Origin of the sequence: Virgisporangium aliadipatigenens, assembly GCF_016863615.1 — a bacterium.
Lineage (GTDB): Bacteria > Actinomycetota > Actinomycetes > Mycobacteriales > Micromonosporaceae > Virgisporangium > Virgisporangium aliadipatigenens.
This window is the reverse complement of the sequence record NZ_BOPF01000041.1, coordinates 14,485-36,658: the sequence shown is the minus strand read 5'-3', so window position 1 is coordinate 36,658 and position 22,174 is coordinate 14,485. Positions and strand designations below refer to the sequence as shown.

Sequence of the window (22,174 nt, the reverse complement as noted above, 5' to 3'; positions counted from 1 at the left end):
CGTATGCGGCCTCCGGACGCCGCGCGACTGGACCGGATTTTGTTCCCACCATCCGCACATGCCGCTGTCGGTGCGCCTTGGTCGGTTGCCGCCTGTCACAGTCGGTGACCTGCACGGTGTGCGGCGCCGGCGAGTATGTGGGTCGGGGGATTGTTCAGGAGCGCTCAGCTGAGGATCTCGAGGCGTTCGTGGAGGTGGACCACGCCGAACCGGGGATCGTCCATGTCGGGCCAGGATGGCGTCGAACTGGGCGATGACGTCGCATCATGTGCCCCCGGTCTCGGCGACGCCGGCCGATACGGGCAGTGGGTCTTCGCGGCGCCGGCGGTGTTCCGCTTTCAGAGCACCGAGACGGTGGAGTACGACTACGAGCCCGCGGCCGACGCTCGTGCTCAGGTCGAGCACGCGGCCGCGGCGTGTCCGGGCGGGGGTGTTGATCGATCCGTCCCGGATGCGGGTGCTCGCAGCCCGCCGCCCGGGTGCGCCTCGGCGTAGGTGCGGGTGAACCTGCGCCGAGGCGGTGACGGCAGCCGGGGTTTCAGCTCTTCGGGCCGTACAGCCTGGCGATATCGGGTGAGTCGAGCCAGCCGCTGTAGGTGGGGCTCTGCGGCCAGCCCTCCGGGGAGTCCTGCCACTGCTCCTGCCGCCCGTACGGCAGGATGTCGACCAGGGCGAAGGTGTAGGTGAGTTGTTCAACGCCGCGGCCGGAGGTGTGCCAGGTGCGGTAGACCGTGTCGCCGTCGCGCAGGAACACGTTGAGTGCGAATCCGCCACCAGGCGGGGCGTCGACATCGGCCCCGAACGGGCTGTCGGCGGTCGAGTACCAGGTCATCGTGTTGCCGACGCGTCGGGCGTAGGCCAGGGCCGCCTCGATCGGACCCTGGGTCACGATCACGAACCGGGCGTCGTAGTTGTCGAGGAAGCCGAGCCGGGTGAACGACGAGGTGAAGCCGGTGCAGCCGCCGCACTGCCACTCGGCGTCCGGGTCCGGGTTCCACATGTGGTTGTAGACGATCAGCTGTGAGCGGCCGTCGAAGATGTCGACCAGCCGGGCCGGTCCTTCGGCCCCGACCAGGACGTAGTCGGGCATCCGCACCATCGGCAACCTCCGTCGCTGTGCGGCGATCGCATCGAGTTCCTTGGTGGTCGCCTTCTCGCGGGCACGTAGGTCGTCCAGTTCCCTACGCCAGGTCGCGTGGTCGACGACAGGAGGAAAAGCCATGATCATGAACTCCTCACGATGGGTCTTTCAGGTAGGACAGTTCCCGGCTCCCCAACTCATCGGTCGTCCGATCCGGCCGGCATCACTGCCGACCGGAGACCGCTTTCGTCGTCACGGCAGGCGTCGCCATGGATCCGGTGACGCAGCCTCCGAACGCCCGCGCGGACCAGCAGTGGTCGGCCTCGGACTCGGCGGGCAGGGCCGACGGACATAGGTTGGGCGACGCAGCACGGAGGAGTACGACGCAATTGAGAACCGTTCAGCACGGCCGCCCATCGGCCCGTAGAGGTCATTTCAGAATGAGCCTCGGAGTCTGCGTAGGCAGACGATTGAGCAGGCCAGGGTGAGTAGTGCGTGATGGAGGTCGGCGCGGCGTTCGTAGCGCATCCGTAGTCGTTTGAAGGCGTGCAGCCAGGCGAAGGTCCGCTCGACGACCCACCGGTGGCGGCCCAGTCCCGAGCCGTGGTCGACGCCGCGGCGGGCGATCATCGGCCGGATGCCGCGGGCCCATACCCGTCGACGGTAGACGTCGTGGTCGTAGCCGCGGTCGGCGTAGACCAGCCGCGGTCGCCGTAGAGGCCGTCCGACGTGGCCCCGGATCGGTGGGATCGCGTCCAGCAGCGGCCGAAGTTGGGTGACGTCGTTGCGGTTGCCGCCGGTGACGAGCACCGCCAGCGGCACCCCGACGGCGTCGGTGATCAGGTGGTGCTTGGAACCGGCCCGGCCGCGGTCGGCCGGGCCCGGCCGACCGCGTCCCCCCTTTGAGTGCCCGCACGTGCGATGAGTGGGCCACGGCGGCGGCCAAGTCCAGCCGTCCGGCGGCGCGCAGTTCGCTCAGCAGCGCCTCGTGCAGTCGCTGCCACGCCCGGCCCGGGTCCACTCATCCAGCCGTCGCCAACAGGTGGCCCGGGACACGCCGAACGCCGCCGTCGGTAGCTGGTTGAATCCGATCCCGCTGGCGAGCATGAACAGGATCCCTTCGACCACCGCACGGTCGTCAGCACGACGACGGCCGGGGAACCGAAACCGACGCGTATGTACCGGCAGCAGCGGAGCCAACCGCGCCCACAACTCATCGGACAACGCCTGATCGGTCACCGTCGAAGTCCCGACCGCTCACCAACGGCATCGACGGACACCGCGTCCGCCCATTCTGAACTGATCACTCATGCGGCTACGCACCCATGCCGATGCGCGATCACTCAACTGGAGGCGGTCGGGTCTCTGGGCGCCTGCGCGTCGTCCTCCTGGAGCTGCCGGTGCGTCACACGGGTATGTCCCTGGTCGCAGGGCTGCTCGGGTGCGTCCGAGATGTACGTCGCATCGGCACCGCTGAAAACGTGCAAACCGATGTCCCCGAACTCGATCCACAAGCCTGCCATGCTCCAGCCGGCAGCCAGATCCATCGGCAACTCGCCGGTAAGGTCCACGTCGCCGGGGAAGTACGGGCTCTCGGTCACCGCCCATCCGGTCAGGATGCGACCGGCCACCGCAGCCAGTGGGTGGGGGTGCGACGATCGCCACTCGTGCCGCCGGCCGACAAGTGTGCACGCGGCCCTCAGGTCGATGGTGTTCCAACTGATCGACAAGTCGTCGTCGGCGGCCCAAGCGAGCTCCAACTGCGCACCGTCGTGGAACACCAGCACCAGCGGGATGTCCGGTTGCCACCTGTCTCGTGCCAGTTCCCAGCCGGCCTGCAGCCGTTGACCCACCAGCGCGAGCAGGTTAGACCGCTGGCGACGCAATTGCTCCGGCGCGGACACATAGTTGGACTGCCATCCGGACATCAACCCGTCCCAGGGAGTCGTCCCAGACGTGTTCCCCACAGCGCGGATCATACGGATTTCGCAGCTACCGTACCGGCCCGTCACGCTGACAATTACCGATGTCCGGTGCACGCTCATGCCGCTCTTCGGGTGTTGATACCGCGCTCCGAACGCCGAATTGGACGTGGAAAGCCGGCCGACAACTTCCTGCTTTGCTTCGGATTGTCGCTTGCCTCACTGGACGCCGAGGATCGGAGGATCAAGATCCCGTGCGGTGGGCAGCCTGAATGTGGGTGATCGTCTGAACCGTCGCTTCGGCAAAGTCAGGGAGGAATCCGATCTCATGCCCGACCCAGCGCTTGGCCACAGCGTTTGTCGGATAGATCATGATGTCGCCCAGGCTGGCGTACAACGCGATCTCGGTACTGGCTTCGTCACTGACCACAGCCCACTCCAGACCGGTCCGGCCGGCGAGATGCGCACCCAGACCGAGACCGATTAGATTGACATCCGGGTTTGGGTCGCGCCGCAGCCGATCGGGCGTCCCGAGCCAGCGCGCGAGAAGAGTGTCATAGTGAGCGCCGAGTTGTTCGGCATCGCGCACGTCGACGCCCACGGCGAGCAGATGGTCCAGATGCTCGGTAATCCAACCACGTTCGACGTCGTTCACCGGCTGAATGTGGGTGTTCGGAGTCGACGCCGCCGGTGCGTCGCGGTCGAACCTGCTACCACCCGGCCGCCGCCGTCGGAACAGCCCCATCCGCGCAGGCTACGACACGCCGGGTGCAAGCACAGAGGTATCCGATTCTGCCGCCGAGCGGTCGTCGCTTGTCATAGCCGACAGCCGGCGCCTTCGCCGTCCCGCATCCTGACTTTGCCGATCACGGCATATTCGAGGAGGCGTATGTCGACGGTCTACGCATCCGTGGTGGCCTACGCTCGTCGGCGTGGATCGTGAGGAGTTCTGGGCGATCGTAGAAGAGGCCCGAGAGGTGGTCGGTGACACTGTTTCCGCCGAGTCAGCCGAGGCGGTCGCACAGCGGGTAACCGCCCGGCTTGTTGAACTCGGTCCGTCCGCAGCTGTGGAGTTCGAGCGGGTCTTCGATGCCGTCAACGGCGAGGCATACCGCACCGACCTGTGGGCGGCGGCGTACCTGATGCTCGGCGGCTGCTCCGACGATGGCTTCGACTACTTTCGCGGCTGGCTGCTCGCGCAGGGGCGCGCCGTCTGGGAAGGCGCGGTGGCCGCCCCGGACTCCCTCGCCGATCTGGGCCTGGATCCCGATGACGACGAGATTCAGTGCGAGGATTTTCTTTCCGTCGCCAGCGACGCCTACTCTGCGGCCACCGGAGACGAAGAGGCGTTCTGGACAGCGGTACACGACAACGGCACCCGGCCGGAAAGCGGTACCAACGATCCCGCCGGCGAGGACTTCGATTTCGACGACGAGGACCAGATGCGCGTCCGACTACCCCGCCTCGCCGCCATCTACCTGGACGACTGACCACCTGCCCCGCGCGGTCACATGGACGCAACCATCTGCCGCTGTCCGCCGTGCCGCGACGTGTGGGCCTATCGCCTGGCGGTCCGGTAGCGCCTCGGGAGCGCTGTGGTCCGCGTGTTGTCGGCAGCGCCGTTCAGCTCCGCGACGAGATCGTCAGGCTGGACCTCGTACTGCTTGTTCACCCCACCATCGTCGCGCCTTGCTGTCGCACACTCGCCAGCCGCCGGGCACACCGCGGGCGACATATCGGTCCCGGCTCAACGGCGGACTCCCGCGCAGTGGGTCCCCAACTCCGCGGCACGGCGGTAAGCAGCATCGCGATACGGTCCTTCAGCGCAACGAGCACCGCAACGCAGATCAGCGGTGTGCCGCTGATCGTGCCCGGGCAAGTCCCGGCGCTCTTCCAGTCGCGAATCGGGCACACCGTCGGTACGCCGTGAGCCCGCCGCCGCTGTTGCTTCGGCCGTTTAGGAGGGCTTGCGTGTCCATGGGGCGTCCGGCCCGGTCCGGTAGGCGCTCTCGCCGGGTTGGAGATCGAGGACGTCGAGCAGCGTGGGATCGTATTCGACGGCATGGTGTAGGTGGCTGAGCTTGCCCGTGGCGGGGTTGGCATCGCTCGCGCCGATGAGCTGCCAGAGTCCGTCGTCGGCGTCGTGACTCACGTACAGAATCGGCTCTGTCCGTTCGAATACCTCGCCGGTCTGGATACTGGTGCTGCCGAGCAGCCAGTGCTTCATCCACCGCGCGCGCCGATCGCGTTCCATGACGCGGTCCACCACCCACCAGATGAACGGCAGGTCCTCATGCGCGCGTGCCTCGATCGCGGTGAGATCGGGCCCGCCCTCGGGTACCCGCTCGAACGGCTCGTCGACGAGCGAACAGGCATAGCTGCCCTCGTTATCGAAGACGATCGCATGGAAGCTCGCGCCGCCCGGGTTCCCGGCCCCGATACCCACGGTGAGCCGGGCGACGTGACTCTCGGTCCCAGTCGTCCAGCCGAACGCATATGAGGCGAGCTCACCGCGCGGGCCGACGAACTCACCGAAAGCGCGCCGCTCCACACCGGCTCCGACCCGCGTCTCGGTCAGCCGACCCTCGGTCACCTTCAGACTCACGCGGCGAGACTACCGGGATCGTGACACGCCGCTGCATCCTTCGGGCGAAAGGTCATGGTTCTCGGCCAGCAGGGCCGGCACTCCTGCCACGCGGGCCGTTGATCGGCTTGTCAGGCGTTGCCAAGTCTGGTCCCGTGCCTCCGCCTATCCGAATCTGTTGCTGATCGCGTGCCGGGTTCATCCTGCGCTGTGACTATCGGTCGGACGTGTCGGCCTCCGCTTTGAGGCTGTGCCGTGTCGTCGGCACGGCCCGCGCCTTGACATGTCCTCATCAATCGGACCAGATCGGAACGAGGTTGTCGTTCACCCGGTAGAAGAGATAGGACCGCAGGCCTTCCGACGTTCTCAGCGCGCGATGCAGCGCCGACGGATCGCCGCTGCCGGCGTGGAAGGGCTGAGAGTCGAGTAGATCGCGCAGGGTCGGCATGGGCCACGTGGCGCCGAGCAGCCGCCGAAGTCGGACGCCGGTCGCCACGGCCGCGGGTGGCACCCCGTCGATGTAGATCTCGGCGGATGTTGGCAGGTCCCAGTGCGCGACGGCCGCGCTGTGCCGACAACCGTGTAGATGCGTGGTGGCGGTTCCGAACGGTTCGGCTCCGGCAAAGTGTGCCCACCAGGCCGTGTCGATCGTCAGCCGGCCGGAGTGCCATGCGGTCTCGAAGCGGTCCAGGTCGACAGGCGGGATCACGCCGTCGGCAGCTAGGGCAACTACTTCGTCCGGCAACTGCACTCCGTGTTCGGCCACGTAGTGCGCCAGGCCATCCGGCCAGACGAAATGGTCGCCGTCGGTCTGTTCGGCGCTACCGTTGGCGGTACCGCAGAGCCGGCACACCGAGATACCGGCCGTGACGACGAATACCGCGCCAGCCCGAAGCCACGCAGCGACAGCCTGTTGCACCGCCCTATCCGGGGCAGTGGACACGAACCCGCAAACGTCGGGCCATGCGGCCGGTGCGTCCCGACCGTCCCAGTAGCCGATCAGCCGCAAAGCCTTGCGTCCCGCAGCGTCCCACCCCGACATCAAGGAAACCTAACGCAGCAAAGCCCCGGCGGACGTCCGGACATGCCGCTGGGCGCGTGCGACGCGGCGTCACCGTCGATGATCACGTGGTTGTAAATGGTGCAGCGCCTCAGGACCAGACCGGACATCCAGGCTGACTCGCGCCGCCTTATAGAACAGGGTCCTGGCCTGCCACACCTCGTTCAGGGCCGGCCGCCATGCCGGCGCTCCTCCGGTAGACCTGCCCTGCACCAGATCGGCTAATTCCCACGCTGCCCGGTGCCATGCCCGCGCAGCATCAATCGTCTCCTGGTCGCCGAGCAATAGCACATTCTCAAACTTCGCAGCGCGTTCGTCTTCGGCTTGCTCCACTCGGGGTAGACCATCGGTATGAGAAAGCGGGTGCGCTATCGAGTCCAGGCCCATCCCGCCGGCGACCCTACGCAATAGCGTGACGTAGCTCTTCACCGCGAAGGCGTACTCAGCGTACGCGTCAAGACGCCGCTCGTCCCACCTGGCATGCAGGGTCCTGCGCCACTTCGTACGCTCCGTCGTTTGCGCGACCAGGAAGGTAGCAACTGATCCGATCACTACACCCAACAACGCCGGCAACTGCTGAAGAACGGTCTGCATGCCGGCATCGTCGGCTCGGCGAGAAGAGCACGCAAGGCTGGCAAGTCAGGGACGTCCGCTTCTGCCGCGAGCGCTCGCCCACGGGTCGAGAACCTCCGGACGCAACGTTGCCGGCCGGACAACTGCCTCCGACGGACGGTTCTGCCGACGCCGTATGGCTTCGCTCGGTAGGCCGGGCACGTAGGGTTGGTCGTCGTGACCGACTTGAAGGCGTTTCGCCGCGCCTGCTATGAGGCCGCGCGACAAACCGGCGGCGAGCTGACCGAGTTCCGGATCAGCGACCATCCAACGCCGAACTTCCACCAGGCGATCATCACCTATTCACATCGAAACGTCGCGGTGGTCTGCGCCCGCGACGCGCCACTTCTGGCGCTCGCCGTTCCGCGCGTCATCGAGTTCACGCCCGCACGTGAAGCGGGTCCGCTGACTTTCGTCGACGTTCCCGACCTGGTCGCGGTTTTGAGAACGGCACCGGGGTTCCGCCTGCTGACCGTCACGGAATTGGTCGGGCCGATCGACGCGGCGAAGTGGCCACGGATCAGCCAGTACGACATGCGCTACAGGCAGCCTCAAACGTTGGGCGAGGGTCTGTTCAACTACTGGGACTAGTCCAAGATCACGCATGCTCTTCTCCCGCGTGGAGCGCGCCAGGCGAGCTGTCGGCCCGACTTATGCCGCGCCGGTTTGACCCTGCATCGGCTGACCGTGCGTTCGGAGGCGTCGACCGGGTCTCTGATCCAGAGCGTGTGGACCTCCGGCATCATTTCCAGCTGGATGTCGAGGAGCTGATCATGCGCCATCCGCGTGTCTTTCACATGATGTCGGTGACGGCCTGGCCGTCGGTGCAACGCCACGGTCTGCTGTCCACGCTGCGGCTCATCGATCTGTTCGGCCTCGACACTGCCGAGCGCGACCGACTGCTGAGCTCACCCCGCAAGCAATCCACCGTCCTCTCAGCGCCCGGCCTGCCACCTGCAGTCATCCGCGACCAGAAGCCGATGAAGTTCATCGCCGACAAGATCGGCCCCGACTCGTCGCTGGGCGAGTACCTGAACGCCATCAACTCCCGGGTCTTCTTTTGGGCCAGCCCGCAGCGACTGAACCGGCTACGCCACGCGAAGGATTACCGCACCGAAGAACAGGTCGTCCTGCACGTCGACACCCGCGCCCTCGTCGAGCGACACGGCCCACGCATCGAACTCTGCCGACTCAGCTCCGGAGCGGTGACGCAGCAGAACCATCCCTGTCGCGGGCACCGGTCATGGCTGCCGATCGCCGACTACCCCTACGACGAGTACCGCCGCCGGCACGGCCGCGACAATGCCCTCGTAGAGGTCACCGTGATCGACGTCGTCCCCGACATCCTCGACCTGACCGACACGATCGAAGGCGCGATCGGCTGACCTTGTTACCCGCTTCTGCGTTACCCGCTTCTGCCGCCGACTGCGCGTGACGGCGGGCGGTGAGTCATCACGTGGCGTCACGCACGCTGAGGCGGTCCGACGCGTTTGTGTGATCTTGTTGTCACGCGTGACAGTTATCCAGCATGTGGATCACGGCCCGCCGTGGGAGGCCGATGATGTCGGCCGCTGCCTGTCCTTCCCGGCGTCTCCGCTCGGCGTGTCGGGCCAGGTCGGTCCACACTTTGATCAAACAGTCCCACGAGGGCGTTCCCTGACACACGGCGCCTCGGTCGATCAAGTGCTGGTCTTGGATCAGGAAGTGGCGAGGCTGTGTACGCCGTCGCCGGTCAGTAGGGGGGTTGCGGCCTCGGTGCGGCCGGTCAGCAGGAGCAGGATCGCCGAGATCGTGCCGGCGATCTCAGGACCGGTGCCGACCGTCCAGTTCGCGTCGGTTGCCGTAAGCGTGAACGTGCCCAGACGGCGCTTGGTCCCGAACGAGAACGGCCAGCGGAGTTCCCAGATCCGTGTAGCGGCGGCGGCGCCGGCGTCGGGCGGGGTGGGGAAGTCGATGCCCAGCGGGATCGCGATGTCCTGGGCGTGCACCAAGATGTCCCACATCACGTTGGCGGGATTGACGAGCCGGGGGACCGAACGGGACTCGGCGGAGGTTCGAAGGTCCTGCACGATCTCGGTGGGCGTTCGCGTCGCGCGGCGCTGGCTGGCCACGGTGTTGAATCGGGCATAGTTGCCGCGGGCCTTCGCGAAGTCGACCAGCAGACTGCCCGCTGACGGCGATATGGGGATCAGGGTCACGTGAGCGGCGACGTCACGCACCCGCCAGCCGGCACACAACGAGGGCTGCTCCCAATCCGCCTCGGACAGCCCGGCTAGCAGCTCCGCAAGGGCCAGCCGCTGCTCGACTACAACCCGCCAGCTCTCGTCGGTGTCCATGATGCTCCCCTGGAGTCGACCGCCATTCGAGAATAGACAGAGGATCTGTCTATTTCAAGCCGGTGCGGTCCTTCAGGAAGGGGTCGGCGATCTCGCGCAACATCGTGAGTGTTTCCCGCAGGTGGGCCATCCGCTCGGGTCCGATGTGCGCCAGCCACTGTGCCTCGACCTCGGCAAGGGCAGGAAGAATCTCCTGTCTCGCCGCGTGGCCTCGGGCGGCGAGCTTGACCAGTCGGGCGCGACCGTCGGTCGGGTCCGGGACTCGTTCGACATAGCCCGCGCGTTCGAGTTGCTCGACCAGGAAGCCGGCAGTCTGCTTGGTGACCTGCGCGGCTTCGGCGAGCCGGGTGACCCTCGACCCGCCGGGGTCGATCCGGGCGGCAATGCGTGCCTGCGCGATCGTCATGTCGGTGTAGCCGGCGCGCGCCAGCCCGTCCATGGTGGCCGCCTCCAGTGCCCGGTACGGGATGAACAGCAGGACGCCCAGGGGCAACTCCTCAGCGTCCGGCGCCCCCGCGGCTGACGTTGACGCATCCACGTGCACCGACCCTTATCCCGGCGTCGAGCCTCCGATAGTAGTCAGATGATCTTACTACCGGTGGTTTTTGCCCATCGCCACCGGGTCGGCCGCCGCTTCGCCCGACCGGCCAGCCACACCGCAACCCCAACCACAACCCCAGTGACGCCAGCCAACGACCCCACATCCCGACGCAGGCCACGAGCCACAACACCCGCCCGATTGATCACAGCCTCGAAGTCGCAGGCACAGTCCTCAGCGGCCATCCCGTTTCCGGAGCCAAGGCAATCGAACCTGTGAACCCCACACCGCCACTTCGTCAGCCTGCCGATGCCGACATCTGCCGCGATACGCGTGCACGCAGCGTCTTGTCGCGTGGTTCCGTCACCTGCGCGGGCTCCCGTGGCCTATCGGTACGGTCTGCGCATCGCCCCACAGCCCGGCGAAGGCGAATTCGATCAACAAACGATCGCGGGCGCTGCCGGCCACGAGATCTTGCGATGTCTGGAGGTGATAGACGAGTTGGGCGAACAGCGCGGGTGGTGAGTCGAGCAGACGTTCCGACCGCTCCAGGATCACAACGGTGCCGCCTGTGGCGGTCTCAATGACATCGCCCAGGCAGTCGTACCAGGCGTCCCAGTTGGTGCCGAAGCCCTCCGCGAAACCCAACGCCTGTCCGAGCAAGCGCAGGACCCCGCGCCGGTCCGGCTCCGGCGGTACCTCTAGCCGCACCACCCGCGCCTGTATGCCGCGAGCGAATGACACGACGTAGTCGACAGACTCGGAACCGATCACGTATGGCGGCCCCGGCAAACGCCGGTTGGCGGACAACGAGCGAAGCACAGCACCATCATCCACTGCACGCTCATGCCGCTATGCGCCGGCAACTGAACGCCACGAGTGGCGGCCGTGATCGACGCGGTGCTGCATACCTGCCGCCCCCGGCTGGCTGCGCTTCCCGCGTACACTGCCGTCGGTGTCTGTCCTGTAGTTCGTGATAGCCGACCGCGAGTGGGGCCATGGACCTCTTTCCCATCAGCGATGGAATGCGTTCCGTGCCGGCTGCACCGGGCGCCCGCCGGTACGACGTATCCCTTGACGGTCTGCACGAGCGGCTGCGTTCGGTTCTCGGCGGCCTGTCGGTCGAGTTGCAGGCGGGGCTGTTCGTTCCGCTTCCTGCGGGTGCCGACGACGATCCCGATCTCGCGCCGGCTCTCGCGGTGTGTGGTCCACGACTGTTGCCTCTGCAGGACTTGGCGATTCTGCCGCCCGAGTTGAGGTTCAACAGCACGCGTCTCGGCGGGAACCACCGGATCTTCGCCGCCCGACGATGGATCAACGGGGTCAACGGCTACGCCATCGCGCCCAGTGAGTTCCGGCCGGCGATGTCGGTCTGGTCGCACAGCGAGGGCGGACTGTTTTCGAACGGGGAGTACGGTCCGCTTGCCGAGTGGCTGGCCGAACAGATCGAGCCGCTGGAGGACCTGTTGGCGGGCATGGCCGCCGACGATGACGAATTCGAGCCCGACGAGATAGCGAAGTTGACCGATCAGGCCGCCGTGCTCTGGGAACGCCTCCGCGAGGACCTTCCGCCGGCGCAGCCGCGACCGGCCTGGGCGCATCCCGGAGCGGACTGGACCGGGACGTCTGTGGCCGGCGTGCCGACCGGACGGTGGACGATGACCCGCGACGGGGTGGTGGTCCGTGAGGAGCACTACCGCAACGGGCTACGGCACGGCCCGGTCACGAGGTGGCATCCGGCGGAGCGGATCAAGAAGGAGTTCGCGTCGCTCAGCCGCGAGCAGCTCATGGCGATCGACGAAGACTGGCTCGAATCCGTCCAGGGTGCGGTCGAACGTGTCGGCACCTTCGTCGATGGGGCCGCCCATGGCGAGTTCCGGTTCTTCGACAACAAGGGCCGGCCGCTGCAGGAGGGACGCTACGAGCACGGCTGGCCCGAGGGACGGTGGACCGTTCATCCCGAAGCAGCCGTCGGACTGGCCGACACCGCGAGCGTCGAATACAGCGCGGGAATTCCGGTGTCATGGACCATCCCGCCGTTGGCGTTCGACTCGGTCCCGGTCAACCGCGTGGACGCACCGGTCACCACGCTCGCCGCGCTGTCACGCGACGCGAACGGCTTCATCGTGGTCAACTGCACGCAGACGTCCGAACACGACCTCGCCGAGGAAGACGCCCGAGAACTCGCCGGGCTTCCCGGCATCCTCGTCGTCGGGGTCCATCCCGCGGTACCGGGACGCGGCAGCTTCGGCGGCCGCCCGATCGACATCGTCGCCGACCCCGCCGCCGGACTCACCCGCGCCTACGGCGCCCAACACGAAAGGCTGTCGCTGCTGACCTACCTGGACAAGCACGGCCGCCTGCTAGGCGGCTCCGAACGGCTTACCCGACTCCGTCCAGCCAAATGGTTCGACCTCGACAGCGAGCGATAACCGGCCACGGACGACACCGACACGCTGTCATGCCGCAGACGTCGCGCCCGTACCGTAACGGGGTGAGCGTGCAGAGGTTCTGGGAACTGGTCGAAGCAGCGCGGGTTTCGGCGGTGGACCCCGCGGATGCGGATTCGGTGGGGCGGCGGGCGCGGGAACTGCTCGATGAGATGCCTGTGGACGAGGTCGCCGCGCTGGCGCGTGCGGAGTGGGAGTTGCGGGCGCGGTCCTACCGGGTGGATCTGTGGGGTGCTGCCTATCTGATCAACGGTGGCTGCTCCGACGACGGGTTCGAGTATTTCCGGGGCTGGCTGATGGCGCAGGGGCGCGACGTGTTCGAGCGGGCGGTGGCCGATCCGGACACCCTCGCCGACGTGCCGGCCGTGCGGGAAGGACTGGATCTCGAGGCCGAGGACATGTTCGGGGTCGCGAACAGCGCCTACTGGGATCGTACCGGCCATGCGCCGACGGACACGGCGGTCTACCCGCGTCTGGGCGCGTTGTGGAACTTCGACGACGAGGACGAGAGACGTCGCCGGTTGCCGCGCCTCGACGCCGTCGTCGAGTAGATCGTCTCGTCGGTTACCCGAGTGGCACGATCTGGGTAATCGACAGGCCAGGGCCTGGAAACGCGTTCATCTGCCGCCGAGCGCGCGGGGCGCTGGCGGAGAGGACGGAGTGGCCGGGTCCGAGGACGGCAAAGCCTAGGGTGGACCTCCGGAAGAACCCGGAGGACACCACGGTTCCGAAGGGTCAAGCTTGGGTTCCTCATCCGCGAGTACGAGGACGGGAGCACCTATGAGCGAGCCGGGCTTCAGTCACTTCGCCAACACCCGACCGCGCCACCGCCGCTGGACGATCATCGGTGTCGCTGAGTCGGCCGACGATCCAGGCGTGCGATCGGTCGAGGTCTTCCAGGGCCCGGATTTCAGCGAGCCGTGCCTGACGCTGCTGCCGGAGGATGTGCCGCAGTTCGTGGCCGGCCTCATAGCGACGGTCATGCCGGGCGATTTGACCGCGGAGGATGACTGAGCTTCGCGTGGCGGCCGGCACCCCTGACTTGCCGCCAGGTACACGGGTCGGAAGCTCCGCGCTACCCATCGGCGGAGTCCCAAACGCGCTCCGGTCGTCCTCGGTATCGTCCAGGCTGGCCTGCCCGAGACCGCCGCAACGGCCTTCCTCATGCCCAGGGCCGTAGCGCAGGATTACGCCGCTGTCGTACACCTCGACCTGCCGAACCGGCCAACCGCGCTCATCGACCTCGAAGAACCAGACCGAATGCCCCAGTGGTCGAACTCGTCGCCACGCGACTCGTTCCATCTGCGCCGATAGAAGCGACCGCCCACCCCAAACCGTAGATCGTGCGCGGGCGCGTCGCTGTTGCATGGGAACCCGATGTCGACGATCGCTGCCAGGTCTCCTCCGTACGGTCGTGACCGACGGACCCCGTCCTCCACACCAACTCCGACCCACGGATTCTCCTCCTCTGGTGCAACGACCGGAGAGCTCGCTTCCGTCTGGATTAGCATCGTCGAGCCCTGACGGGTCCGGACCGAGTTTGGAGTGCCTCCGTGCCATTGCGACGCATCGCCGTGTTCGGGTTGACCATCCTGGTGCTGGCGCTCGGCGGCAGCCGGGCCGGCAGCTGGGCGACAGCCGGGCCGTCCGCTTCTCCTTCGGCCGCGACGGTGCCGGTGGTCGCCGAGCACCGGGAGCCGACGACCGAACCGGGGGCGCCGAGCCCCACGCTCTCGCCCTCCGCGTCGCCGCCGGTCATCAAGACAGGCGACGGCCCGGCCGGAACGGTCCGCAAGACAGGGTCGGACGCGGTCGCGCTGACCTTCGACGACGGTCCGTGGGACGACACCCCCGCCGTGCTGGATCTGCTGGCCCAGCACCACGTCAAGGCGACCTTCTGCATGGTCGGCCGGCAGGTCGCGGCGCGCGCCGCGATGGTCCAGCGGATGGTCGCTGAGGGGCACACCCTGTGTAATCACTCGTGGAGCCATGACGAGATGCTGCGCACCCGTACGCCCGATCAGATCCGATCTGACATGCAACGCACCAACGATGCAATCCGGGCGGTCGCACCCGGCGCGGTGATCGGCTATTTCCGCGCTCCCGGCGGCAACTGGTCGCCCGAGATCGTGAGCATCGCGGCCGGCCTGGGCATGACGTCGATCTCGTGGACCGTCGACCCGCGGGACTGGAACGGTCCGGGGGTCCAGTCGATCGTCAACACCGTGCTCACGCATACCCGTCCCGGCGGGATCGTGCTCCTGCACGACGGCGCTGGGCCGCAGACAGTCGCCGCGCTGCGAACGATCCTGCCCGACCTGGCGGGCCGGTTCACGCTGATCGCCCTCTAAGCTCCGACCGGCGTGAACGAGACCGGCGAGCGCGCCACCGCCTTGATCAGGTCCCGAACGCGATCCTGACCGACAACCCGGATCACGGCCGCCGAGGGCGGATGCTTCGCAGGTAGTCGGTGGGGGTCCGGTTGTAGCGTTTGCGGAAGGTACGGATGAAGTGACTGGTATCGGCGAACTGCCAGCGGGTCGCGACCTCCGAGACGGTGCGCCCGGCGGCCAACGCCCGGCGGGCTTCCTCAAGGCGCCGACGCCGGATGTAGGCGCCGGCCGGTTCCGCGGTGACGGCGAACGCGCGGCTCAAGGTGCGTATGGAAACGTGCAGTTCGCGAGCGAGCAGCCCGGCTGTCAGCTCCGGGTCGGTGAGACGCCGGTCGGCGAGTTCGCGCGCCGCCCGGACCAGCGCGGGCACCAGCGCCGGCTCGTCGCCATCGACGTAGCTGTACACGACGCCTCGGACCAACTCGACCAGCGCGTTGCGCGCCGCGTCGACACCGCTCGCGGTGAGGTGGTCGATCGTGTCCTGCAGCATGCTCGCGTGCGCCAGCAGCAGACGCATCTCCGGCCTTGTGACATCGCCGACGATCGGCTCGGCCACAGTGCGGCCGATCGTCTCGGCCGACAGCCCGATGGTCGCACCTGACGTGAACGGGACCATCTCGAACCCGGTCAGGCCGGTCGGACGTCGTACCATCATGTGCCCCGCGCCCAGGGTGACGTCCTCTCGGCCGTAGCGCAGCGTCCAGGCACCGCGGCGCACCACATGCAGTCGGAGCGTGTCGTCTCTGTCAAGCGACCGTGGGACCGCCAGCCTCGTCGTGGTGCGGAAGTCGGTGACGATGACATCCCCGGCCAGAACGTCACGGGTCCGCACGCGGGCACCCGGGCCAGTGTCCGAAGCGTATTCCGACGGCGGGTCGCAGCGATCGACCCGATCCACGTGTGCCCTCCTGCGAATGTGCGGCCGTGATGACGAAGGAGTTTCAGGGCCGGCCGGCGGCTTGCCGGCCACGGTACCGGAGCGGCTTCGCCCGCATCCACGCCGGCCGAACAAAGCCACATCCGTAGGGGCGGACACCACCCGCTCGGAACGATCCGGCGTCCGGCACCGATCGCGTCGCCGGCCCGCTCCGTTTCCTCAGTCGCTCGGACCGCCGCTGTGTCCGGTTCTGCGTTGCATGAATGTCCTGGCCTGGTCGACCAGTTGCTTCGGCGCGTCGGTGTCGAAGCTGGCGACGAGGTTGTCGGCAGACGCCCGGCCGGCCATGTGCGCGCGAGGGAACATCACCGTTTCGTAGGCCGCGAGCGCGACGTCGACATCGGAGTGTTCCGCCAATGCGGCACCGAGGTCGGCGGCGTCGAGCAATGCGAGGTTCGCCCCCTGCCCTGCGAACGGCGACATCAGATGCGCCGCATCACCAAGCAGGGTTACCCCAGGCGTCCGTTCCCACCGGTGCCCTACCGGAAGCGCATTGATCGGCCGCGGTACCAGCGGGCCTTCGCTTTCGGTGATCAGAGCGCGGAGACCGGGCGCGAAGTCGTGGAAGAGGTCCAGCAGTCGTTTTCGCGTTCCGGCAGTGTCGGTACGGTCCCCGAACGCATGGGCCCACTCCCGGTCGCCCTTGACCGCGAAATACAACCGGATCACACCGCCGCCGTTTCGCTGGGCAATGATCCCGCGGCCGTTGGACAGCGCGTACATCGATCCCGGCCCGACCAGGTGCGCCGCCTCAGGGTGGGTTGCGTCGACGTCGGACAGGAAGGCCTCGATGAACGTCACGCCGGAGTAGACCGGAACCGCGTCCGACAGCAGCGGGCGCACCCTGGACCGGGCACCGTCGGCGCCCACCAGGACATCGGCCACGACGGTCGTACCGTTGCTCAGCGTGAGTACCGTCCTCCCGTCGCTGGATTTCTGCGCCGAGAGCACCGTCACGTTCCAGCGGATCACTCCCTCCGGGAGCGAATCGACAAGCATCCGCCGAAGGTCTCCGCGGTCCACCTCGGGCCGTACGCCGATACCGCCCTCGTATGCCAGGTCGAAGTGCACGACTCCGAACCGGTCCAGGAGGCGCGTTGTTTCACCCGTGTCCCGCGCGATCGAGCGGAACTGTTCGAACAGGCCGGCCTCGACCAGCGCCCGCTGGCCGGACTCCGCGTTCAGGCCGAGCGTGCCTCCGGCAGCTCTTGCCGACAGCGATCCATCACGCTCGTAAACCGTCGTTGTGATCCCGTGTCGGTGCAGAATTCGTGCCAGTGCCAGACCGCCGAGTCCACCGCCCACGATCGTGACCCGTCCAGCAGTCGCCAACGTTCGCCTTCTTCGCGCCGATCAGTGTTTGAAGAAACGTATGAGCGCACCCCGGCCTACGGCTTGGACGTACGGGTCATGCGACAGTACTTTCGGGCCAGGGTCGTCTAGCATGCCGGCATGGCGAAGCGGCCGTGGAACTGGAATGACAAGGCGTTGGTCCGTTTTATCGCTGCCGCGAGGGTGGGCGACCTTCACACGATCCTGGACGTGCCGGCGGACGGGGATCTGCGAACGGCGCTACATGGCGAGGATGCGCGAAAGCACAAGCACGGCTGGGAGCGGCTGCTTGCACTGCACGTGGCGCAGGATTACTTCGGGCAGGAGCTGGACGGCATCATCTACGACTACGCGGAGTTTCGCTTCTTTCGGAATGACGACGATGGCTACATGCAGCAGCGGCTCGCGGTGGACCTCGGCGTACTGCACTGCGTGGACAATTTCGGGCTCCATGACGGGCAGCTGGCGTACGGCTACTGGCAGGCCGCTCTGGAGGGGCCGTATCCGGAGGGCGTGCAGGAGGAGTTCGCGAAGATCGAGCCTCTCCTGAAAGAGCGGACACGTGCCCTGCTCGTGCCGTTGATGACACCGTGACCAGCGTCCTCCTGCGCAATGTCGGGCTGCACCTTCCGCCTGGAAATCGCTATGCGCCGATCGGATGGTCGTGATCGCGCGCGAACCCTGATGGGGTCTGGCCGTAATGGCGGCGGAAGGCGCGGGCGAAGTGGCTGCTGTCGGCGAACTGCCAATGCGCGGCAATCTCCGCGATCGTGGTGTGAGACGGCGAGGTGAGCGCTCGGCGAGCCTGTTCGAGGCGCCGCCGGCGGATGTACGCCCCGACCGTTTCGCCGGTTGACGCGAATGCCCGGTGCAGCGTGCGCAGCGAGACGCCGAGGCGGCCCGCCAGCAGCGCCGGTGCCAGTTCACGCTCGGTGAGCAGCTGGTCGGCCAGTGCGCGGGCCACTCGGGTCAGCGGGCCGGCCAGACCGGCCTCCGTTGCGTCGACGCGTGCGTGCAGGACACCGCGAACCAGTTCGATCAAGGCGTTGCGGCTCGCGTGCGCACCGCTGTCGCCGAGGTCGTCGACGTTCGACTGGATGGCCGCCGTGTGTGCCAGGAGCACACGGACCGTCGCGGCGGTGACCGGGCCGGTGATCTGCCTGAAGTCGGCGAACACGCCCGCCACCTCGGCCGGCAGCCCGATCACCTGGGCGGTCGTCCCGGCCGCGATGGCGTAATCGCTCAGCCCGGTCGAGCGGGTCATCAGGAACTCACCGCCGGCCACGGACATCGTGTCGCGTTCGCCCCGGAGGCGGTAGCGGCCTCGATGCACGATGTAGAGGCGCAGCTCGCCGTTGTCGGGCAGCGAGGTGTCGACGCGCACCGGTGTGGCGGCCTCGAAGTCCGTGATGGTCGAGTCGCCGACCCGGGAGGCGAGACCACGAACGACAACGCCGGCCGTGGCCTCGTGACCGAAGGTGGGCAGGGCCGGTCCGATCCGCGCGCCCCAGGCGTCACTGAACGCCTGAACGCCGAGCTGCTCGGTGTCCAACCGGACCGAGCCGAGTACCGATTCCATCCGGCGACCCAACCACACGTGGCACGGAGGATCCATCGTTACGGCACTTGCGTTCGCGACCGGGCCGTGCCGATCCGCATAACGTCGAGCCGTGGACCCGAAAGCCTATCTGCACCTCTATCTGCAGCAGGTGCGCGACGTCATGGTGTGGAAACTCGACGGCCTTTCCGAGTACGACGCAAGACGGCCCGTCACCCCGACCGGCACCAATCTGCTCGGCCTGGTGAAGCATTTGACCGGAAACGAGTTCGGCTATTTCGGTGAGGTGTTCGGCCGGCCCGCTCAGGCGGGGCCGTGGCTCCTCGACCGCACCCAGTCGGAGGACTTCCTCGTCCGCGCGGACGAGACCCGAACGGACGTGATCGCGGAATACCGACGGGCGTGGGCGCACGCCGACGCCACCATCGAGGCCCTCGATCTGGACGCTGCCGGCCGGGCGCCACACTTTCCCGAGGGCATGCGGGACGTGACCTTGCTGTGGATGCTGGTCCATATGATCAGCGAAACGGGTCGGCACGCCGGTCACGCCGACATCGTCCGCGAACTCGTCGACGGCAGCGCCGGATATCACCCCACCGTCAGCAATCTGCCCGGATCCTGGTCGGAGTTTCACGATCGGGTCGAGGCCACCGCTCGTGAAGCCGCGCTCATCCACGACGGATGCCAGCCTGGACCTGCGCAGAATCGGGCCGGGATCGTGCTCGACTGACAGGTCACCGTCGCCCTGTGCTCAAGTGCCGGGCCGTCGTACAGGCGACAACCATGGCGTCGGCGACCCGTCTAGGTTGGTGACCATGGTCGGCACCGCGGGGCGGGACATGGAGCACCCGTCGATCCCGCACGACGTCGGCACGCTCGTCGTTCGGCGGGTCAGCCGGGATCCGTCCGGGGACGGGCATTCGGTGGTGGACGCGGACGTGGTTTCGGCCAGCAACCGGGGCGCCGTCGTGCGCTGCCTGTTCCGGGCGAGGCTTTCCGCCGAACTGGCCGCCGTGATGCCGGGCAACGACATCCACTATCGGCGCGTCCCCGGCGGTCACGACGTGCGGGTCGACCCGCTGTCCTGGAGGTTCGCGGACGCGCTGATGGACCCGGGCGTCATGAACGAACTGCGCTTCGAGCACCTGGACCACCACCCGGCGCTCACGGACACCGCTGACTTCACGCCGTACAGCAGGCGCGCGGCGGGTCGCGCCCCGGTGCCGATCGAGCGTCCCGCACCCGGCGAAGGTGTCATCGTCGAACTGCGCAACCGGTTCCGGTTCATCAACGCCACACCGGTGATCACCACCGGCACCACGTCGAGCGACAGCTCGGAGCAGTGGCTGTTCTCCTCGCCGGCCGCTCGCTACGTGCTCGGCCCGGACGTGACCGCGGTCCGTTTCTCGCCCGCGACGGGCCACGGCCACCGTGTCTGGGGCACCCGCATGACCGTGCGGCGGTTGCGCGACGCGACACCGTTCACCGGCTCGGCGTCGGGCCGGACCGCCGGCGTGCTCGCCTATGGCAGGCCGGTCGGACTCCTGCAGGTCGAGGCGGAGGGGCCGGTGGTTGTGTTCCACTACCCGGATGGCACCGGTCGCCGGTTGCTGCTGAGCTCCGGCGGACTGTTCCGGGGTCCGCTCTCCGTCCCACCCGGCCCGGGTTTGCTGACCGTTGGCGCGATCCTCGGCACCTGGTCGATCCGACAGGTCGGCTGACGCCTGCCGCACGGCACACCGACCGGGCCTCGTCCTACCGCCGTCGGTGTCGAACCGGCCGGTGCCAGGAACAGTGTCGCTGCCGGATCGGTCAGCGATCGACGCCCTTCGGGGTGGTCGCGATCCAGGCGGCTCGCTGTGGGGTGACGAGTGGGCTCAGGACCGGATCGGTGAGCAGCGTCAGGGGCGCGATGCGCAAAGGGTCGTCGCTGTGCCACCGCGGCACCGCTGCGACTACGACCGACCAGGCTGCCTCGGTGTCACCACGGCGTGCGAGTTCGCGGGCCCGTTCGAGTGCGGCGGCGAACTCCGGTGGCTCCGGCGGTACCGGTGCGTCGGCGGCATCGCCGAGCGCCTTCGTCACGATTTTCTGGGCCCAGGCGCCGGATTCACGCCGAAGGAGCAGTGGTACGAGTTCGACGCGCACCCGTCCGGCACCGACCGCTTCGACCACGTGCGGATGGGCCAGGACGTCGTTGCGGATCAGGTGATGCGCGTCGGGCCGCAGGAATGCCGCCAAGACGACGGCGAGGTACTGCCCCGCTCCCGACCCCTTGCGGGCTGCCGCCTCGAAGCGCTCGACCGCCCCCTCGGCGTCGCCCCGCAGCGCCAGCCGCCGCCCGTCCGCCACCAGCTCGGCCGCCCCGGCGGGATTGAGCGCACGCCCGTCGCGCGCATTGAGTTCCTCGAACGACTCCCGCTCGGCGGCAACGAGATCGGCGAACGAGTCGAAGCGGTCGCCGAGGCCCGGGTACCACGACGCCCACACATACGCCGCCCACTCCCCGTTACTGCTGACGTCCCCAGGATCGAGAAGCCAGAAGCACGCGTCCGCGTCGGCGGACACCAACAGCGCCCGCGCCAGCAACTCGTCGTCCTCGTCACCCAGATCGCACATGTCGGGCTCTATGTCCCGCAACCATCCGACGTCGACCGTCGTCCGCATCGTCCACACGAACGGTCCCATCTCCAGCCACCCGTCAGAGGCTTGCAGGAAGCCTCGGTACCCGGGCGGAAGCGTCATCCCGATTCGCTCCTCGACAGCGGCGAGCGCCTCCTCACCAGCGCCGGCGAAGCCGAGCCACCCGGAGGCCCGCCGTTCGTCCCCGAGTTGGTCGAGCCGATCCGCATCGGCGATGCGGAGGAAATCCGCGCCGTACCCGGCGAGGAAGACGCGCCACTGCTCTGCCGTGCGGGGCCGGTCGATCGAAGCCACGGCCCCACCCTAAGGCCGCTCGCAATGGTGCGCGCTCATGCTGCGATCCGCCCCTACGACCGCCAACGTTCTCCCTTGATCAGCGTTTCGGTGGCCAGGTGATCACCCAATATGGCGTTCGTCGTACACACTGCGAAAAATGGCGACGAGACTTTCCCTCGATCTTCACCAAACGACTTTCGCCGACCTTTGGAGCTTCGTCGAAACGCTACGCCGCAACTGCACGCCGCTGGACTGCCGCTTGGAACTCGTGCAGTCCGCAGCCGATTCGATGGTTCGACTCGAAGCGCCGCTGCCGGAGACCTACCCGGCGGACGCCGGACAACCGTTCCCACCGATGGCAGGTCGACCGGTAGGGCCGATGCCACCGATCGGGTGGTCGGCGTCACCGGGGGAGCGGTGGTTTCCCCGTAACGGTCCGTCCCGCCCCGGCG

24 protein-coding genes and 1 pseudogene are annotated in these 22,174 nt (G+C 67.6%); 10 read left to right on the top strand and 15 right to left on the bottom strand.

Annotated elements, in window-relative coordinates; all coding sequences use genetic code 11:
* Positions 1–538: 538 nt before the first annotated feature.
* The 5 genes and pseudogenes from Val02_RS39080 to Val02_RS39065 all read right to left on the bottom strand — a co-directional run bounded on the left by Val02_RS39080 (position 539) and on the right by Val02_RS39065 (position 3,658).
* Positions 539–1,222 (bottom strand): DUF899 domain-containing protein, encoded by a 684-nt coding sequence (locus tag Val02_RS39080; RefSeq protein ID WP_203904373.1) that lies wholly within the window; start codon positions 1,220–1,222, stop codon positions 539–541.
* A 294-nt stretch (positions 1,223–1,516) separates the two neighbouring features.
* Positions 1,517–1,996, bottom strand: a pseudogene (locus Val02_RS48430) (IS5 family transposase); the annotation flags it as partial.
* 60 nt (positions 1,997–2,056) lie between these two features.
* Complete coding sequence (locus Val02_RS48425; RefSeq protein WP_275415655.1) at positions 2,057–2,320, bottom strand: transposase; 264 nt, start codon at positions 2,318–2,320, stop codon at positions 2,057–2,059.
* A gap of 104 nt (positions 2,321–2,424) precedes the next feature.
* Complete coding sequence (locus tag Val02_RS39070; RefSeq protein ID WP_203904372.1) at positions 2,425–3,009, bottom strand: hypothetical protein; 585 nt, start codon at positions 3,007–3,009, stop codon at positions 2,425–2,427.
* A 238-nt stretch (positions 3,010–3,247) separates the two neighbouring features.
* Positions 3,248–3,658, bottom strand: coding sequence for a DUF3806 domain-containing protein (locus Val02_RS39065; RefSeq protein ID WP_203904371.1), 411 nt, complete (start codon positions 3,656–3,658; stop codon positions 3,248–3,250).
* Between the two features lie 277 nt (positions 3,659–3,935).
* Between Val02_RS39065 and Val02_RS39060 the strand changes: the two genes are divergently transcribed.
* Complete coding sequence (locus Val02_RS39060) at positions 3,936–4,493, top strand: DUF4240 domain-containing protein (RefSeq protein ID WP_203904370.1); 558 nt, start codon at positions 3,936–3,938, stop codon at positions 4,491–4,493.
* Between the two features lie 467 nt (positions 4,494–4,960).
* Here the strand turns inward: Val02_RS39060 and Val02_RS39055 are convergent, their stop codons facing one another.
* The 3 genes from Val02_RS39055 to Val02_RS39045 all read right to left on the bottom strand — a co-directional run bounded on the left by Val02_RS39055 (position 4,961) and on the right by Val02_RS39045 (position 7,241).
* The gene (locus Val02_RS39055; RefSeq protein WP_203904369.1) at positions 4,961–5,608 is read right to left on the bottom strand and encodes a hypothetical protein; all 648 of its coding nucleotides are present in this window, start codon (positions 5,606–5,608) and stop codon (positions 4,961–4,963) included.
* 271 nt (positions 5,609–5,879) lie between these two features.
* Positions 5,880–6,629, bottom strand: a complete 750-nt coding sequence (locus tag Val02_RS39050; protein ID WP_203904368.1) for a hypothetical protein — start codon at positions 6,627–6,629, stop codon at positions 5,880–5,882.
* A gap of 69 nt (positions 6,630–6,698) precedes the next feature.
* A complete protein-coding gene (locus Val02_RS39045; RefSeq protein WP_203904367.1) occupies positions 6,699–7,241 on the bottom strand; it encodes a hypothetical protein in 543 nt (180 codons plus the stop codon).
* A 195-nt stretch (positions 7,242–7,436) separates the two neighbouring features.
* On the opposite strand from Val02_RS39045, the gene Val02_RS39040 reads away from it, so the two are divergent.
* Both Val02_RS39040 and Val02_RS39035 read left to right on the top strand, forming a co-directional pair.
* On the top strand, positions 7,437–7,850 hold the full coding sequence (locus Val02_RS39040) for a hypothetical protein (protein ID WP_203904366.1): 414 nt from the start codon (positions 7,437–7,439) through the stop codon (positions 7,848–7,850).
* A gap of 137 nt (positions 7,851–7,987) precedes the next feature.
* A complete protein-coding gene (locus Val02_RS39035; RefSeq protein WP_203904365.1) occupies positions 7,988–8,644 on the top strand; it encodes a DUF7002 family protein in 657 nt (218 codons plus the stop codon).
* Positions 8,645–8,956: 312 nt separating this feature from the next.
* Here the strand turns inward: Val02_RS39035 and Val02_RS39030 are convergent, their stop codons facing one another.
* From Val02_RS39030 to Val02_RS39020, 3 genes are all read right to left on the bottom strand, one after another.
* Complete coding sequence (locus Val02_RS39030) at positions 8,957–9,595, bottom strand: maleylpyruvate isomerase family mycothiol-dependent enzyme (RefSeq protein ID WP_203904364.1); 639 nt, start codon at positions 9,593–9,595, stop codon at positions 8,957–8,959.
* Positions 9,596–9,644: 49 nt separating this feature from the next.
* Positions 9,645–10,088 (bottom strand): MarR family winged helix-turn-helix transcriptional regulator, encoded by a 444-nt coding sequence (locus tag Val02_RS39025; protein ID WP_239153673.1) that lies wholly within the window; start codon positions 10,086–10,088, stop codon positions 9,645–9,647.
* Positions 10,089–10,496: 408 nt separating this feature from the next.
* Positions 10,497–10,955 (bottom strand): barstar family protein, encoded by a 459-nt coding sequence (locus Val02_RS39020; RefSeq protein WP_203904363.1) that lies wholly within the window; start codon positions 10,953–10,955, stop codon positions 10,497–10,499.
* A 176-nt stretch (positions 10,956–11,131) separates the two neighbouring features.
* Here Val02_RS39020 and Val02_RS39015 point away from each other — a divergent pair, with 176 nt between their 5' ends.
* From Val02_RS39015 to Val02_RS39000, 4 genes are all read left to right on the top strand, one after another.
* Positions 11,132–12,565: a toxin-antitoxin system YwqK family antitoxin gene (locus Val02_RS39015; RefSeq protein ID WP_203904362.1), complete on the top strand. Its 1,434-nt coding sequence runs from the start codon at positions 11,132–11,134 to the stop codon at positions 12,563–12,565.
* Between the two features lie 62 nt (positions 12,566–12,627).
* Positions 12,628–13,134: a DUF4240 domain-containing protein gene (locus Val02_RS39010; protein ID WP_239153672.1), complete on the top strand. Its 507-nt coding sequence runs from the start codon at positions 12,628–12,630 to the stop codon at positions 13,132–13,134.
* Between the two features lie 229 nt (positions 13,135–13,363).
* Positions 13,364–13,597, top strand: coding sequence for a hypothetical protein (locus Val02_RS39005; RefSeq protein ID WP_203904360.1), 234 nt, complete (start codon positions 13,364–13,366; stop codon positions 13,595–13,597).
* Positions 13,598–14,136: 539 nt separating this feature from the next.
* Positions 14,137–14,934: a polysaccharide deacetylase family protein gene (locus Val02_RS39000; RefSeq protein WP_203904359.1), complete on the top strand. Its 798-nt coding sequence runs from the start codon at positions 14,137–14,139 to the stop codon at positions 14,932–14,934.
* A gap of 82 nt (positions 14,935–15,016) precedes the next feature.
* Here the strand turns inward: Val02_RS39000 and Val02_RS38995 are convergent, their stop codons facing one another.
* Both Val02_RS38995 and Val02_RS38990 read right to left on the bottom strand, forming a co-directional pair.
* Positions 15,017–15,874: a helix-turn-helix domain-containing protein gene (locus tag Val02_RS38995; protein WP_203904358.1), complete on the bottom strand. Its 858-nt coding sequence runs from the start codon at positions 15,872–15,874 to the stop codon at positions 15,017–15,019.
* A gap of 198 nt (positions 15,875–16,072) precedes the next feature.
* Positions 16,073–17,245 (bottom strand): FAD-dependent oxidoreductase, encoded by a 1,173-nt coding sequence (locus Val02_RS38990; protein ID WP_203904357.1) that lies wholly within the window; start codon positions 17,243–17,245, stop codon positions 16,073–16,075.
* A gap of 120 nt (positions 17,246–17,365) precedes the next feature.
* On the opposite strand from Val02_RS38990, the gene Val02_RS38985 reads away from it, so the two are divergent.
* Complete coding sequence (locus Val02_RS38985; protein WP_203904356.1) at positions 17,366–17,839, top strand: hypothetical protein; 474 nt, start codon at positions 17,366–17,368, stop codon at positions 17,837–17,839.
* Positions 17,840–17,888: 49 nt separating this feature from the next.
* Here the strand turns inward: Val02_RS38985 and Val02_RS38980 are convergent, their stop codons facing one another.
* Complete coding sequence (locus Val02_RS38980) at positions 17,889–18,824, bottom strand: helix-turn-helix domain-containing protein (RefSeq protein WP_203904355.1); 936 nt, start codon at positions 18,822–18,824, stop codon at positions 17,889–17,891.
* 91 nt (positions 18,825–18,915) lie between these two features.
* Between Val02_RS38980 and Val02_RS38975 the strand changes: the two genes are divergently transcribed.
* Together Val02_RS38975 and Val02_RS38970 are read left to right on the top strand one after the other, a co-directional pair.
* Positions 18,916–19,533, top strand: coding sequence for a DinB family protein (locus tag Val02_RS38975; protein WP_239153671.1), 618 nt, complete (start codon positions 18,916–18,918; stop codon positions 19,531–19,533).
* Between the two features lie 85 nt (positions 19,534–19,618).
* Positions 19,619–20,524, top strand: a complete 906-nt coding sequence (locus tag Val02_RS38970; protein WP_203904354.1) for a hypothetical protein — start codon at positions 19,619–19,621, stop codon at positions 20,522–20,524.
* Between the two features lie 91 nt (positions 20,525–20,615).
* Here the strand turns inward: Val02_RS38970 and Val02_RS38965 are convergent, their stop codons facing one another.
* Positions 20,616–21,740, bottom strand: coding sequence for an SMI1/KNR4 family protein (locus tag Val02_RS38965; RefSeq protein WP_203904353.1), 1,125 nt, complete (start codon positions 21,738–21,740; stop codon positions 20,616–20,618).
* Positions 21,741–22,174 lie beyond the last annotated feature (434 nt).